The following is a 15132-nucleotide window of genomic DNA, read 5'->3' as shown; positions in this document are numbered from 1 at the left end:
GCAAAGCCGCGCAAAATATGGGCTTTGGGCCAGTAAATGGGCGTAGAAAGGACCATTTCGAAGCACATGGTTAACCATGGCGTGACAGGGTGCTGGGAAACACCTCATGGAGGGAGCGGCCGGGGCCCGAACAGGGTCGCGGCGCAGGCGTGAATTGAGCGAGAGCATGTTGCGTTTCCAGCGGCGATCTTACTGGCGAGCGGCGATTTTTTGCGGGCTCGCCGCATGTCCAGTCGTCACCAGTCCCCCCGTTTCCGCCGCCCAGGCGGCGCCCGACCTTTCCTACAAAACGGAAATTGAAGGCGCCCCGAACGGGCTCAAGCCGAAACTCGAAATGATTTCGGAGTTGATCAAGGCGCGGCGCGACTATCCGACGGCCGCCGCCTTGCGCCGCGCTGCCCGCCGCGACGTGGAAGCCTTCGACAACGCCCTCTCCGCCGCCGGCTATTATGCGGGCAAGACCGACTTCACGCTGGTTCAAGATGAGCAAGGCGGCGCGCCGAAAGTGGTGTTTCAGATCACGCCGGGCGCCGCGTTCAAAGTCGTCGAATATGACATCCTGTTTCAGGACGAAGTCGAAGGCCGGCCGACCTCGCTCGAGGATGCAGGCGTCAAATCCGAAGGCCGCGCCGATGGCGCCAGCCTGCGCGATCTGCAGGACGCGTTTTTGACCCATCTCTGGAACAATGGCTATCCATCGGCGGAGAACATCAATCGCCGCGTCATCGCCAATTTCGAAACCGGCGAGGCGAACGCCGTCTTCGTTTTCAAGAGCGGGCCAAAGGCGCAATTCGGCGAACCGCGCGTTTCCGTCGACGGCAAATCCGATCCGAAATTCGTCGCGCGCATGAAGACCTGGAAAGCCGGCGAAGAATTCGACCGCGAGAAGATGACCGCCTATTATGACCGTCTTCAAAAAACCGCGCTCTACACAAAAGTCGATGTGCGCCCGGGACCGCTGGATGAAAACGGCGTCGCGCCGATTCTGGTCGAGCTTGAAGAACGCAAACAACACACGGTCGGCGCGGGTGTCTCCTATTCGACGGCGGAAGGTCCGGGCGGACGGCTGTTTTTCGAACATCGCAATATTCTCGGCCATGGCGAGAACGGGCGGGTCGAACTGCGCGGGTCGCAAATCGAGCAATCGGCTAATCTGGCCCTCACCCGCCCGATGCCGCGCTTTCGCGGCGACGCTTACGCCAATGCAGCCTTCACCAACGAAACCACAGACGCCTATAAGGCGCGCACGCTGGAGCTGTCGGGCGGCTTGTCAAAGAAATGGATGAAAGACCGGCTGGAAACCCGCGGCACGCTGGCGCTGGAGACATCGAATGTCCGCAATGATGGCGACGAGGAGCGGAACTATCTCGTCTCCCTGCCGCTATCGGTGATCTGGAATTCCGAGGACGACCTGCTCGATCCCTCCAAGGGATTCCGCAGCTCCTTCACCATCGCGCCTTATACGGGATCGAAAAACTTCACCCAGATGGATCTCGCCGCGCGCGGGCGCGTGCATATCGGCAAGAACGATATGGTGACGCTGGCGGCGCGAGCCGCATTAGGCGCAACCTACAATATCGGCTTTAGCGACTTGCCGCTCAACAAACGCTATTATGCCGGCGGCGGCGGGTCCGTGCGCGGCTACAGCTATCAGGAAGCCGGACCGCTCGACGCCGACAATGATCCGATTGGCGGACGCTCACGCATTGAAGGCGCCTTTGAAGCGCGGGTCAAAATTCTCAAGAACCTGCAACTCGCCGCTTTTACAGACGCCGGCTCGGTTTCAACGCGGTCCATTCCCGACTTCACCGACGAATATTTTATCGGTTATGGCGGCGGCATTCGTTATCTGACGCCGATTGGCCCGATCCGCGCTGACATCGCCTTTCCCATGGACAAACGGGCAACCGACAGCGATTTCCAGATTTACATCGCGCTGGGGCAACCATTCTAATGCGCCATATCGCTGTCATATCGCTCTATGCCCTCGCCGCGCTGGTTGCTTTGATCATCGGCTCCTGGGTCGCGCTGTTCTATACGCCGCCGGGTCGGGAGTTCCTTGAGGAGCTGGTTGAAAGTCAGATCAGCACGCAGCTCAACAGCGAGACCGATATTGGCGCGCTGAAGGGCGCGCTGCCCGGTCATATCATTCTCGATGGCGTGACGCTTTCCGACGGCGCCGGCCCGTGGCTGACCGCAGAGAAGCTGGAACTGCGATGGCGCCCCCTCGCCCTGATCGGCAAACGGATCATCATCGATGACGCGACTTTCTCTGGTGTGAAGCTGCTGCGCGAACCGCCGGAAGGCGAGCCGAAAGCAGAGGAAGCGCGCCAGCTCAAAATTTTCGGCGAGGCGCCGCATATCGACATCAGCCACCTTGTCATCGACAATTTCACAGCGACGGTCGACGGGGTTGAGCGCCGCATTGACGGCGAAGGCGCGCTTCGTCTCGATGGCCCCGCCATCGCGTTGCAGCTTGACCTCAACAGCGAGGAAGGCGCCGACAAGGCGGATATCCTTTTCGACAAGTCGCCGCAAAGCGGGCGCTTCAAGCTGGACGCAACCGTCACCGGCGAACCGGGCGGCGCGCTGACCACGCTGATCGGCCTTGAAGGGCCCTTGTCCCTTCGCGCGGCGGGCGACAGCCCGGTCGACAAAGCCGAAATGACCATTGAAGGCTCTATCGGTTTTTATGGCGACATCACCGCAAACATCATCACGGATCTCGACGGCTTTAACGGCGCGGATATCAACTTGCAGCTCGATCCCGGCGCGCGGCTCAACACGATCACAGAGCTTTCCGGCCCGGTGACGCTGGATGCGCGCTATGACGCGAAGGTTCGCGGCGGCGCCCTGACTATCCACAAGCTCACCTCTGCACTGGGCGAGATTGACGGCGCGCTCGCCTGGCAGGCGCCGCGCGGGTTTGTCAACAAACTGACCGCGAATTTGAATGCGCGACTGGCGGAGACCTATCGCCCGGAAATTCAGGACATCGCCGGCGACGAATTGGCGCTGAAGGCCGCGCTCGACTGGCGGCGCGACGATTACGCATTGGCCGGCACGCTTAGCGGTCCGCTGGCGACCTTGATCCTGCAAAAAGGCGCCACCGATTTGCGCAGCCGCGTTTCCGGAGAGGCCAGCTTCGCCGCTACGCCGCGCGACAATGCGCCGATCTGGCTGGAAAGCGGCTTTTCACTGGATGCAACGCTCGACGCCGATTTCGAAACCCTCGTGACGGTCAAAAAGGCGCGCGCGCAAATCGGCCTTGGCGCGCGCTTTACCGGCGACGGCGCCTTCAGCTTCGCCGATGAAGCGGTGACGCTGAAAGGCGACATCCTGCTCGCGCCTGCCTTCGTTGAAAAATTGATGCCCGGCGCGGAAGCAGCCGGCGACGTGACTGGCGATATCGATCTTGCCGGGCCGCTCGACATGTTCACGCTGACAACCGCATTTGAAACGCCGTTGCTGAAACTCAATGACAGCGCGTTGCCGCCAATGAATGTGGAAGCGGCGCTGTCCGGGCTGCCGAACCTTCCCAGCGGCGCGGTGAAAGCCCGCGCCAGCAATGGCGCGCCGCGGCGCCTCGATGTGCAACTTCGCGCTTCGGAAGACGGCGCGATCCGCATCCCGACCCTGTCTTATGGCGGGCGCGGCTTCTCGCTTGGCGGGACGGCGCGCATTGAGCCCGGCCGCCAGACCGTCAATCTCGATCTGCGCTATACGGGCGAGGAAGACGGCGAACCCTGGCCCGGGATCGCCGCCGCCGGAGATCTGTCGGCGAAAGGCGTGTTGTCGCGCGACGGCGCGCTGAACCGGATGGAAGCGACCGCAAACGCATTGCGCATCAATGACCTCCTGCTGACCGGCGCGCAGGTGACGGCGGAAGGCCCGCCGGGCGCCGTGCGGCTCACCGTATCCGGCGACGCTATTGAAACGCCGCAGACCGGCGTCATCGAAGCGCTTTCCGCGCGCGGCCAGCTGAATGCGCAGGGAGCGCCGACGCTTTCGCTCAACGCCTTTGAAGCGGTCATTCGCGACAACAGGGCGAGGCTGACCGAGCCCGCGCATTTCGACTTCAAAGACGGCGTCGATATCCGCAATCTCCGCCTAACTTATGGCCGGCAGGGCGTGATCTCGCTCGATGGCGGTTTCAGCGCGAGACGCTGGCGCGCCGACGCCGCCCTGACTGATGTGAATATTCCGGATGCGGACGGACAGGTGACGGCGACCATCGCCCTCGACACCAATGCGCAGACACCGGCAAGCGGCGAGTTCTATTTGCGGTCGCTTCTGCTCAACAATGAAGAAGCCTCCATCGACGGAAAATTCATCTGGGACGGCAAGACTTTCCGGCTTTCCGATCGCGGCGACGGCTCGGCGCTCGATCTTGATGTGCGCCTTCCCGCCCTGCTGCGCAAAACACCGAGCATCGCCATAGACACATCGGGCGACATGGCCGGGCGCGTGCGGTACAATGGCGACATTCAAGCCCTCGCCGCCTATATGCCGCCGGTGCTGCAAAGCATTGAAGGCGATCTGACGGCGGATTTCACCCTTGGCGGCAAGCTCGCGGCGCCTTCGGTTTCAGGCAGCGCCAATCTGACAAACGGCGCCTATACCGAAATCGAGTCCGGCTTTTCACTGGCGGGCCTGCATGCGGAGGCGCAAGCCAATTACGGCGCCGACGCCAGCACGATGAGCATTAAAGGCGGCGCGCGCGGCGCCGACCAGTCACGCGCCGACACCATCACTTTCGCCGGTGATCTTAAAATCGGCGACGCGTCAAATCTCGACTTCAAGGTGAAACTCGACGGCGCGGAACTATCGGCGCATCCGGTGAACCAGTTGCGCGCCGATGGCGACCTGACCGTTTCCGGCCCGCTTGATGCGCTGACTGCGAAAGGAACCGTGTCGATCACCGAGCTTGATGCGGAGATCGTCGCGCCGGAAACAACCGGGCTCGTCAATATCGAAGTCATCGCCTTTAACGAAAACGAGCCAGCCGCGCCGCAAGCGCTGGACCCGCCCAAAAGCGCCAGCCTCGATTACGACATTCATGTTGAGGCCGATGACCGGATCTTCATCCGCGGCCGCGGCCTTGAAAGCGAATGGGCGGCGGATGTGAACGCCGTCAATGGACGCGAGGCGCCGCTGGTGCTGGGCTCGCTCACCCTGCGCCGCGGCTGGCTCGATTTTTCCGGCCGGCGTTTCGACCTGACCCGGGGCGCGATTAATTTCGACCGGCTGGCGGCGAATAACCCGCAGCTCGATATTCGCGCCGAGCATCAGGCCCCGGACGGGGTGACCGCCGCCATCGTCATCTCCGGGCGCGCCGCCAACCCCGCCATCGCCCTGACCTCTACGCCCGTCCTGCCGTCGGAAGATGTGATGGCCCTCGTGCTGTTCGGAAAACCGGCGCAGGATCTGTCGGCCTTTGAATCGCTGCAGGCGGCCGAAGCGCTCGCCTCGTTAAGCGGCGTCGGCCCGTTTGGCGGCGACGGCATCACCGGAAGGCTGCGGCGCACAGTCGGGCTCGATCTGTTGAATGTGGACATCGATCCGGAAAATGGCGGCGGCTCGCTCACTGTCGGGAAATACGTTGCAGACGGATTTTTCGTTTCCGCCAGCCAGGATGCGGAAGGGCGCAATGGCTCGGTCTCGGTGAAATACGAGATCACCGACAACATCGTCGTCGAAACGGAAATCGAACAGGATGGCGACCAGACCGTGTCCGCCAACTGGAAGAAAGATTTTTAGGACAGTCCTGAAACAGGCCTGAAAAAGAAAACGCCGCCCTGGGGGACAGAGGCGGCGTTTTCGAGATAGTCGTGTCTGGACGGAATAAATCCATCCAGCGCGCAAGAAATGCAAATTACAGAGCCAAAATCTAGACCGCAAAGGTTAAGCTTTGGACAGTCAGGCCCTGAAACCCGCTTAGCGCTTGGAGAATTGGAAGCTTCTGCGGGCTTTTTTCCGGCCGTATTTCTTACGCTCGACGGTGCGCGAGTCACGGGTCAGGAAGCCGCCTTTTTTCAGGCTGGTCCGCAAAGAAGGTTCATAATAGGTCAGCGCCTTGGCGATGCCGTGACGCACGGCGCCCGCCTGGCCTGAAGGGCCGGAACCGGCGACGGTGCAGACCACGTCAAACTGGGTGGCGCGATCGGTGGCGATCAGCGGCTGCTTGATGATCATCTGCAAAACGGCGCGACCGAAATAGTCTTTCTGGTCTTTGCCGTTGACGGTGATCTTACCGGAGCCGGGCTTGATCCAGACGCGGGCGACGGCGGTTTTACGTTTGCCGGTTGCGTAGGCGCGGCCGAGGGAATCGATCTTCGGCTCGGGCAATTCAGCGACTTCCGGCGCTTCTGCGATGACGCCGGCTTCTGCGGCGGCGTCTTTCAGACCTTCAAAAGATGTCGTGCTCATGGCTTATGCGTCTTTCTTGTTCTTAACGTTCATCGCGGCGACGTCGAGTTTGACGGGCGTTTGCGCCTCATGCGGATGCTCCGCGCCGGCATAGATGCGCAGATTGGTCATTTGCGCGCGGGCGAGCGATGAATCCTTCGGCAGCATGCGCTCAACGGCTTTCATCAGCACCCGCTCAGGATGCTTGCCGCCAATCAGCTTTTCCATGGTGCGTTCTTTGATGCCGCCCGGATAGCCGGTGTGCCAGTAGAATTTCTTGTTCGCCATCTTGTTGCCGGTGAAGACAACTTTATCGGCGTTGACGACGATGACATTATCGCCGCAATCCACATGCGGGGTGTAGGCCGGCTTGTGCTTGCCGCGAAGGCGCATGGCGATGATCGAGGCGAGACGGCCGACAACGAGGCCTTCAGCGTCAATCAAAATCCAGTTCTTCTGCGCTTCCGCTTCCGCCGGCTTCATGGCGTAGGTTTTCATGGGTCTGGTTCCTGCGGGTCTTGGTTCAAACTGTCGGACGGGGCTCGCGCCAAAGCGCGCTCCGCCACTGGAAGCCGGGCAGGTACCGCCCTCTCCCGTTTTGGTCAACACCTTTGCGAGAAATATATAGAAAACAGGGCGCTATTTATGTGGTATTATTTTACCGCGTCATTTGAGGCTGGCTGAAAGCCCCGGAAAACGCCAAGGGAGGCCGCATTGGGCCTCCCCCGCCAGTGACGGCCAGCCGGGACCGGATCTCCCCCATAGCGGGATCCGCGCCCTAGGACTGGCTGTCCTTGTCCGTCATTGCTTGCGCATCGGGCGCCAATAGCGCCGCATCCGCCTCTTCGTCATCGTCCTGGGAATAGGCCGGCGTAAAGGCGAGCCCGGCGGCAAGCGCCATCGACAGGAGAAAATCCAACTTCACAACAATGCTCCTATCGAGCTTGCAGCTTACTTTTTCTTGTCCGGTTTCGCGCCCGGCTTCGGCGCTGGTTTTGCGTCCGGCCGTTTGATGTCGGCGGGTTTTGGCTGACCGGCAGGGGTCGGCGCCGCCGCTTTGGCGCCGTGGGCTGTGGTGTCCATGGTGGAATGTCCTGTTAAAAGCGGCGCTCATCGCCGCCGCCTGCAAATCTAATATTAGTTTCTGTAGGGAGGAATGAATTCTTGGACAGAATCGCCTCCGGCGCGTAAATTTAATGTTGCGCGAACGGCTTGACACCGGCGCGCTTGCTGGCGCCGAAACTTACGCCCGCTTTAGCATTTATCGCTTGCTATTTGTTTCTGTAGAAACCTTTTATCATGGCCGCGGAAACGCCCTTTTTTAAGGGTAAACCGGTTGTCCGCCACAGGCGGCTTGGACAGGGGCTTAGATTGATAGACGACGCATTCTTCTGGTTTGTGCTGATCGGGTTTTTCGCCCAGCTTATCGACGGCACGCTGGGCATGGCTTATGGCCTGTTCTCCACCACCGCGCTGGTGGCCGTGGGCATGCCGCCCGCCGTCGCCAGCGCCAATGTGCATGTGGCGGAGTTGTTCACCACCGCCGCATCCGGCGCGTCGCATGCGAAAGTGCGCAATGTGGATTGGGGTTTGTTCCGCCGCCTCGCCGTTGCGGGCGCGCTTGGCGCGCTGCTGGGCGCCTTGCTGATCAGCTTCATTCATCTCGACGCCGCGCGCCCGCTTATCGCGGTCTATCTGTTCTTGATGGGCGTCATCGTCATCCGCAAAGCCTTCATCCCGCCGCGCGCGCACAAGCCGGTGGGCAAGGTGCGCCTGCTCGGCTTTGTCGGCGGATTTGTCGATGCGGCGGGCGGCGGCGGCTGGGGGCCGGTCGTGGTCTCGAACCTGATCGCGAGAGGCGGCGCGCCGAACAAGATGATCGGCACGGTCAATCTGTCGGAATTCGTGGTGACGCTGGCGGCGTCCCTCGCCTTTCTCGCCGCGCTCGGGCCAAGCTTCGGCAAGGCCGCGCTCGGCCTGTTGATCGGCGGCCTGGTCGCCGCGCCGATCGCCGCCATGCTGGTCAAACGCGCCCCGCGCCGGGCCTTGCTGGTGCTGGTCGGCGCCGCGATCTGCCTCACCAGCCTGTGGAGTCTGATCACGGCGTTGCGGTGAGCACGCGCTGACGCGCCTGAACACAGGCAACCGCCCTTGACCCGACCGGCGCTGCGCCGGATGGTGCGCCACGCCTTTGCAATGCGTGTTTGCGACCGAATTCCGGTCGCTGCAATTTTTCGGCGCTCCCGGTGACGGCAAAGCGGGAAAGCGCCGAGATATCTGAGTGAAAACGGAGTCGCGAATGCGCCTTACCGCCCTGATACTCGCCGGCTTGCTCTTCACCACCGCCTGCGGGCGCGACGCATCTGCGCCTGAAACCAGGGCGCCGGAAGTCCTGACGGTCTCCGCGCCGGTGAGCGATGAATTGCCGGGCCTGCCGGGCGCCGCGACGGGGATCGCCTTCTGGGACCATCCGACGCTTTCCTTTAACGGCGTGATGATCGTCGCCACGAAAGCGGGCGTGGTTTCCTATAGTATGGAAGACGGCAATGTGGTCTCGCGCATTGGCGGTTTCGCCGCGGAAGGCGTGGCGACCGGATATCTCGGCGCCGGGCGCCAGGCGGCGGGCTTCATCGCCTTTCTCGACAGCGCGGAAAACACTTTTCGTTTTTACGGCGTGGACAACAACACGCGCGCCTTCCTGCCGCTTAACGCCGGCCCGGTAATTCGCGGCGCCGTGCGCGATTTCTGTCTTGGCCGCGCGCAGGACGCTACGGCGCCATCGCTATTTGTCGTGCAAAAAGGCGGCATACAGACCTTCAATCTCGCAGCCAGCCCGGAAGGCGTAGAGGTTGAAAGCCAATCCCAGATCACTGCGCCGGACAATCTCGTCAGTTGCGCTATCGACCTTGACGGCGCCTTGCTCGCCGCCGCCGATAATGGCGACATCTACAAGCTTGCGGGCGATGACGGCTTCGCTGCGCCTTTCGCGCGCAGTGCGGCCACGTCACCGGGCGCCATCTCGGTTCTCGCCGCCGCCGACAGCGACGACCCGTCCGTCATTAGCGGCTTGATCCTGCTCAGCGGACTGGAAAACGGCGCCGTGCATGTCTTCAACCGCGACACCGGCGAAGCGCTGGGCGCTGTCGTGCTGGAGGGCACGGATGATCTGCCGGCTGTCGGCGAGGCGCAATCTTGGCGCGACCGGCGGCAATCTCGGCGCGCTCTATCGCAATGGCGTGGTTGCGTTCGGCGTTGCGGGCGCGGAAGGCGAAGCGGCGATCCGCCTTGCCCCCGCCAGCACGGTAAAGAATGCATTGTCGCTGCCGCTTGGCGAGCCCGTATCGCCGCGCGGCGAAGCGACTGACACGCCTGCGTCGGATCTGATCATTCCGATCAGCATCGTCAATCCGGAATAGACGAAAAGCGCTGTTATCCGCGCGCGCCATGGGCGGCGTATAGCGCCGAAGCCAATACGATCAGCGCGCCCGCCTGATGGGCGAGACCAAGCGCAATCGGCGTCGCCGCCAGCACCGTCCAGATCCCGAGGACGATCTGCAGACCGATCGCTGCGAGAACAAGACGCGCGCGCGATTCATATCCGCCCTTGCGCGCGGCGAGATAAAACCAGACCGCGCCGGCCGCGAGCAGATAGGCGCCGATGCGGTGATTGAACTGAACCGCCGCCATGGTTTCGAATGCATGGTTGAAACTCGGCGCGCCGTTGAAATAGCCGTCCGGGAAGAACTTCCCGTCCATTAGCGGCCAGGTGTTGAAGGTGCGCCCGGCGCGCAGGCCCGCCACAAAGGCGCCCAGCACCATCTGCGCGAACACCCCGCCCGCCAGCGCCAGCGCGCCAATGCGCAGCTTGCCCGATACGGCGTGTTTCTGCTGCGGCCATAAATCCAATACGAGCCAGAACATCGCCGCAAACAGGATCACCGCAAGGGACAGATGCGCCGCCAGCCGGTACTGGCTGACATCAACCCGGTCCGCGAGCCCCGACGACACCATCCACCAGCCCAGCGCGCCCTGCATCCCGCCAAGCACAAATAGCCCCGCGAGCTTGATCGACAAATTGCGGGTCAGTTGTTTCGTGGCGGCGAAAAAGATCAACGGGAACAAAAACGCGAAGCCGATGCCGCGACCGAGCAATCGGTGTCCCCATTCCCACCAATAGATCTGTTTGAACTCGGCAAGGCTCATCCCGTAGTTCACTTCCTCATATTCCGGGATGGTTTTGTATTTCTCGAATTCCGACATCCAGTCCGCCTCGCTCAAGGGCGGGATCGCGCCGGTCACCGGGCGCCATTCGGTAATCGACAAACCGGAATCGGTGAGCCTTGTCGCGCCGCCGACAATCACCATGGCGGCGGTCAGCGCGCACATGATCAACAGCCAGATCGCCACGCGACGGGACTGAACGGCAGAACGGTTTTGCGGCGCCGGAGAAGAAGTGCTAGAGGCCATGGCCGTCCTTTAGGCTATTCCAGCCTTTTCCGCCCGCGACCCCGCGTCGCGCCCACCCCGATCCAACGGTCGATTATGAGCCCGCGCTACAAAAAACTGATCGGTTTCGCCGTCTTCCTGCCGGCGCTGATGCTGTATTTCTTTGGCGCGGCGGCCTTGGGCGAGCTGGTGCCGAAATTCCAGTTGTTAAAGGCCGCCTATTTTCTGATCGCAGGCGTCGCCTGGGCGTTCCCCGCCCATTATCTGATGAAATGGATGGAAGCCGAACCGCGCCGGAAAGACGGACCGAAGGGTTAATTTCCGCCAAAGGTTAATCTGGCAAGCCGGTTGCAAGTCCCCCTGTAGATTTCCGCCAGATGGAGGCGGCACGGGGATGACAATGAGCGCCTTCGACACAAAGCAACGGACTTTCCGGCACCGCAACGAAATCAACATCAAGCTGGTGATGTCGAATAGCGACAAACCGGTCGCGGCGACGATGTTCACCAGTCTCGGCGAGCGCGCCTCCGACTTGCTTAACGACTCGCGCGCCTTCCTGCCCGTGCGCCTTGGCTCCGGCGAAACGATCATCGTTGCAAAGACCCAGATCGCCTCGATCATGGAGAATGAGGGCGGCGAGGAAAGCGCGAAGTCAAAGCTTCACGGCGAAGACTTTTCCGGCGAGCCAAAGCTTCAGGACAAAGCCCTCAAAACCTTCGACGCATACGCCACCCTGCGGGTCACGCCGGCCGCATCCAATGATGAAATCCGCACCGCCTATAAAGCGCGCATGAAAGCCGTGCACCCTGACCGGCTCGCCTCTCTCGATCTTGATGAGGAGATCGCCAAGGCCGCCGTTCTGGCGACGCAAAAGGTGAATTACGCCTATCAGAAAATCATGCGTGATCGCGGCGCCCAGCCGCAAACCGACCGCATGGTCTAGGCGCTAATTCGTCCGGCAATTATACTGGTTCCATTCCGGCTGTGACGCACAATCCGGCAGCCCCGGATCACCCTGATCGCGCGACATGAAGAACGCGGCGAAGGCGATCAGCAGCAATCCGATCGCCACAAGAATCAAAATCGGCGTCGATGTATGCGGCCCATGCACAATGCCGAGTTCTTCCTCGTCATCGTCGTCCTCATCATCATCGGTCTCGATCGTCACGCGTGCAAAGCTCGGCGCAAGCTCCGGCGCACGCACAAAGGAGCGCTCATCCTTGCCCGGCGCAGCGGCCAGCGAAGATTTTGCCGCGGGCTCATTTGAGGCGGGAATGGCGAAGTCCGGCGTTGCGGTGTCGGGCGCGCGAAATCCCGGCGCCTCGGAATCATTCGAACCGAAAGTTTGTCTTGTTGTATCCTGATTGTCCGACGGCACCCCGTCCGGAAGCCTGATACGGCTCATTTTTACGCCCCCCATACTGTCGCGGAGAGACTATACCATTCAGGGCGGAGCTGGGAAGTTTGGCGCAATAAATTCGCCCTTACGCGCAGCTCCGCGAGATCTGCTCAAACGCCTGTATTCACGAATGTTTTTACAAACAACCTAAGGTTACCCCTCAACTGAAAATCTGGGTCACCACCTGAGGCATCATCAGAACCGTCAGCACGACGCCCGCGACCGCGCCGGCGAAATGCGCTTCATGGGCGGTGCGGCCGCCATATCGGCCCATCATGTTGGCTGAGATCAGCAGATAGCCAACGCCGTACAGGATCGCCGGAATCGGAATGGGGATCAGGAAAAAATAGATCGGATATAACGGCGCGAAGAGGCAAAAGGACAGCAGCACGCCGGAAATCCCGTCCGATGCGCCCAGCGACGTATAGGTCAGATTCCCGCGATTCACATAAAACGAAACAATGCCGCTGGCCAGCACGGCGCCGAAATACACCACCAGAAATCCATCTGTACCCAGAAGTTCTTCGACCGGCGGACCGAAGAAAAACAAGGTCATCATGTTGAACAGGAGATGGAAAAAATCTCCGTGCAGAAATGACGAGGTGAAGACGCGATAATGCTGCTTCGCGTTCACCAGCGCACCCACATTAAATGCGTAGGAGCCGATGAAGCTACGGTCGAATTTCAGGCCGTAAATGCTGGCGATCAGATTGGCGATAATGAGGGCGTATGTGGCGGGCGCGCCGGGGAGTTCCATGCCGCGATTATTCCTTGGCGTTGCTTATTGAGATCACGCGGAAGTCGCCGCTTCGTCGGGCGTCAGCGTTTTCATGGCGAGCGCATGGATGGGCCCGGCCAGTTCTTCGCGCAAGGCCTGATTGACGAGACGCTGGCGGGCGACGCGCGACAATCCCTCAAAAGATGCGGACACGATTAGCAACCGGAAATGTGATTCGCCGCCTTCGCGCGCGCCAGCATGGCCCGCATGAAGATGCGATTCATCGATCACCTCGAGCTTTTCCGGCGAGAGCGCTTTCGACAATTTGTCGTGAATTGAATCGGAGACTTGCATGTCCCCAGTCACACCATAAAGGCCACAGACGTCAAGATTGTGTCAAGACGCAACCACCATCATATTAGGGCCATGGTAGAGAAAAGTTACAAACCGCGGCACGGCTTTGACATCCGTGTCAAACCGCCGGGCAAGGCGAAAAAGGCAGCGAAGTGGGCGGAGCCCACCGATCAGGCGTGCGCTGCGCCCGATTGCACCGAGAAGGCCGCCTGCAGCCTGCCCAAAAGTCCGCGCGAGCCGCGCGAGCGTGTCTGGCTGTGCTTGAGCCACGCCCGCGATCACAACCGCAACTGGAATTACTTTGACGGCCTGTCCGAGGACGAGGCCCAGAAAGTGCGCGAGCAGAGCCAGTATGGCGATCGCCCGACCTGGTCCATGGGCAAGAATGACCGCGCCCGTGCCGCCGCGAACGCCCGCGGGCCGGCGGATATGGACGACGCCTTCGGCATGATGGCCCAGGAGGCCAAGGTTCAGGCCGATGCGCGCGGCCATTATCGGGGCGGCAAACGGCTCACCAAGCTGCAGGTCAACGCCTTCGACACCATGGCCCTGCCCTATGCGGCCACGGCCTCTGAGATCCGCCGCCGCTATGCGGAGCTGGTCCGCCGCTTCCATCCTGACTCCAATGGCGGCGACCGCAGCGCCGAAGAACAGCTCGCGGAAGTGGTGAAAGCCCACACAATCATGAAGAAAGCCCAGTTTCTCTAAGCCTGGCGCCGCGATATGTGGCGCCTTGGACCCTTGTCATCGCGCGCCTTTCAGGCGAGGGTCCGGCGCGAGTGCAGTGCAATAGACAAAGAGCGCCCGCCATGGCCGTAATTACCGACGACACCTTTCTCGACGCCCCCGACAAAACCGTCTCCTCCAAAGAGGTATTCGGCGTCGAAATGGATATCGAGATCCCCGCTTTTTCCAAGCCGAACTCCTATGTTCCCCCGCTCGACCCGGCCTACCGGTTCGATCCGGAGACGACCATGGCGATTCTCGCGGGGTTCGCCCGCAATCGCCGGGTCATGGTTCAGGGCTATCACGGCACCGGCAAATCGACCCACATCGAGCAAGTGGCGGCGCGGCTAAACTGGCCCTGCATCCGCATCAACCTCGACAGCCATGTCAGCCGGATCGACCTGATCGGCAAGGACGCGATTGTCGTCGAAAACGGCGTCCAGGTGACGGCGTTCAAGGAAGGCATCCTGCCCTGGGCGTTTCAGCGCCCGGTCGCGCTCGTCTTTGACGAATATGACGCCGGCCGGCCGGATGTAATGTTCGTCATCCAGCGCGTGCTGGAAGCGGAAGGCCGCCTGACCCTGCTCGACCAGAACAAGGTGCTGACGCCGAACCCGTATTTCCGTCTGTTCTCCACCACCAACACAATCGGCCTTGGCGACACGACGGGGCTTTATCACGGCACGCAACAGATCAACCAGGGTCAGATGGACCGCTGGTCGATTGTCACCACGCTCAACTATCTCGACCATGATGAAGAGCTGGAAATCGTCATCGCCAAAGTGCCGCTTTACGATTCCAAACAAGGCCGCGAAGCGATCGACGCCATGGTGCGCGTCGCCGATATGACGCGCAACGCCTTCATCGCCGGCGACATTTCGACAGTGATGAGCCCGCGGACGGTGATCACCTGGGCCCAGAACGCCGAGATCTTCCAGAATATCGGCTACGCTTTCCGCGTGACCTTCCTGAACAAATGCGACGAGCTTGAACGCCCGACCGTGGCCGAGTTCTATCAGCGCGCCTTTGGCGAAGATCTGCCGGAAGCCGCGCCACAGGTTTCCGTCGCCTAGGCGCAACC

General features: G+C 61.3%; 16 protein-coding genes. 8 read left to right on the top strand and 8 right to left on the bottom strand.

Going from position 1 to position 15132, the window contains the following annotated elements; all coding sequences use genetic code 11:
- Positions 1-166: 166 nt before the first annotated feature.
- Positions 167-1954 carry an autotransporter assembly complex protein TamA gene (locus tag AC0L8G_RS11260; protein WP_473384290.1) on the top strand — a complete coding sequence of 596 codons (1788 nt, stop codon included), beginning with the start codon at positions 167-169 and terminating at the stop codon, positions 1952-1954.
- The gene (locus tag AC0L8G_RS11255; RefSeq protein WP_473384289.1) at positions 1954-5760 is read left to right on the top strand and encodes a translocation/assembly module TamB domain-containing protein; all 3807 of its coding nucleotides are present in this window, start codon (positions 1954-1956) and stop codon (positions 5758-5760) included. Before AC0L8G_RS11260 ends, AC0L8G_RS11255 begins: the two co-directional genes overlap by 1 nt.
- Before the next feature lie 177 nt (positions 5761-5937).
- On the opposite strand, the gene rpsI is transcribed toward AC0L8G_RS11255, so the two are convergent.
- The 4 genes from rpsI to AC0L8G_RS11235 form a co-directional block, all read right to left on the bottom strand.
- A complete protein-coding gene (gene rpsI / locus AC0L8G_RS11250; protein ID WP_473384288.1) occupies positions 5938-6429 on the bottom strand; it encodes a 30S ribosomal protein S9 in 492 nt (163 codons plus the stop codon).
- A gap of 3 nt (positions 6430-6432) precedes the next feature.
- Positions 6433-6906 (bottom strand): 50S ribosomal protein L13, encoded by a 474-nt coding sequence (rplM, locus tag AC0L8G_RS11245; protein ID WP_473384287.1) that lies wholly within the window; start codon positions 6904-6906, stop codon positions 6433-6435.
- Positions 6907-7186: 280 nt separating this feature from the next.
- Positions 7187-7333 carry a hypothetical protein gene (locus AC0L8G_RS11240; protein ID WP_473384286.1) on the bottom strand — a complete coding sequence of 49 codons (147 nt, stop codon included), beginning with the start codon at positions 7331-7333 and terminating at the stop codon, positions 7187-7189.
- A gap of 26 nt (positions 7334-7359) precedes the next feature.
- Positions 7360-7491, bottom strand: a complete 132-nt coding sequence (locus tag AC0L8G_RS11235; protein WP_473384285.1) for a hypothetical protein — start codon at positions 7489-7491, stop codon at positions 7360-7362.
- 288 nt (positions 7492-7779) lie between these two features.
- Here AC0L8G_RS11235 and AC0L8G_RS11230 point away from each other — a divergent pair, with 288 nt between their 5' ends.
- Both AC0L8G_RS11230 and AC0L8G_RS11225 read left to right on the top strand, forming a co-directional pair.
- Positions 7780-8523 (top strand): sulfite exporter TauE/SafE family protein, encoded by a 744-nt coding sequence (locus AC0L8G_RS11230; protein WP_473384284.1) that lies wholly within the window; start codon positions 7780-7782, stop codon positions 8521-8523.
- A 184-nt stretch (positions 8524-8707) separates the two neighbouring features.
- Positions 8708-9772: a hypothetical protein gene (locus AC0L8G_RS11225; protein ID WP_473384283.1), complete on the top strand. Its 1065-nt coding sequence runs from the start codon at positions 8708-8710 to the stop codon at positions 9770-9772.
- Between the two features lie 65 nt (positions 9773-9837).
- Here AC0L8G_RS11225 and AC0L8G_RS11220 read toward each other — a convergent pair whose 3' ends face one another.
- Positions 9838-10875 (bottom strand): COX15/CtaA family protein, encoded by a 1038-nt coding sequence (locus tag AC0L8G_RS11220; protein WP_473384282.1) that lies wholly within the window; start codon positions 10873-10875, stop codon positions 9838-9840.
- Between the two features lie 75 nt (positions 10876-10950).
- Here AC0L8G_RS11220 and AC0L8G_RS11215 point away from each other — a divergent pair, with 75 nt between their 5' ends.
- A complete protein-coding gene (locus AC0L8G_RS11215; protein WP_473384281.1) occupies positions 10951-11172 on the top strand; it encodes a DUF2842 domain-containing protein in 222 nt (73 codons plus the stop codon).
- Between the two features lie 82 nt (positions 11173-11254).
- A complete protein-coding gene (locus AC0L8G_RS11210) occupies positions 11255-11797 on the top strand; it encodes a DnaJ domain-containing protein (protein ID WP_473384280.1) in 543 nt (180 codons plus the stop codon).
- Positions 11798-11800: 3 nt separating this feature from the next.
- Here the strand turns inward: AC0L8G_RS11210 and AC0L8G_RS11205 are convergent, their stop codons facing one another.
- The 3 genes from AC0L8G_RS11205 to AC0L8G_RS11195 all read right to left on the bottom strand — a co-directional run bounded on the left by AC0L8G_RS11205 (position 11801) and on the right by AC0L8G_RS11195 (position 13325).
- The gene (locus AC0L8G_RS11205; RefSeq protein ID WP_473384279.1) at positions 11801-12259 is read right to left on the bottom strand and encodes a hypothetical protein; all 459 of its coding nucleotides are present in this window, start codon (positions 12257-12259) and stop codon (positions 11801-11803) included.
- A 154-nt stretch (positions 12260-12413) separates the two neighbouring features.
- A complete protein-coding gene (locus AC0L8G_RS11200) occupies positions 12414-13010 on the bottom strand; it encodes a rhomboid family intramembrane serine protease (protein WP_473384278.1) in 597 nt (198 codons plus the stop codon).
- 33 nt (positions 13011-13043) lie between these two features.
- Positions 13044-13325, bottom strand: a complete 282-nt coding sequence (locus AC0L8G_RS11195; protein ID WP_473384277.1) for a BolA family protein — start codon at positions 13323-13325, stop codon at positions 13044-13046.
- A gap of 72 nt (positions 13326-13397) precedes the next feature.
- On the opposite strand from AC0L8G_RS11195, the gene AC0L8G_RS11190 reads away from it, so the two are divergent.
- Positions 13398-14033 (top strand): J domain-containing protein, encoded by a 636-nt coding sequence (locus AC0L8G_RS11190; protein ID WP_473384276.1) that lies wholly within the window; start codon positions 13398-13400, stop codon positions 14031-14033.
- A 101-nt stretch (positions 14034-14134) separates the two neighbouring features.
- Positions 14135-15124, top strand: coding sequence for a cobaltochelatase subunit CobS (gene cobS, locus AC0L8G_RS11185; RefSeq protein ID WP_473384275.1), 990 nt, complete (start codon positions 14135-14137; stop codon positions 15122-15124).
- The last annotated feature ends 8 nt before the right edge of the window (positions 15125-15132 follow it).

Source organism: Hyphococcus sp. D3-15 (assembly GCF_055809375.1).
The sequence above is the reverse complement of the archived record's forward strand: the minus strand, read 5'-3'. Positions and strand labels throughout refer to the sequence as shown.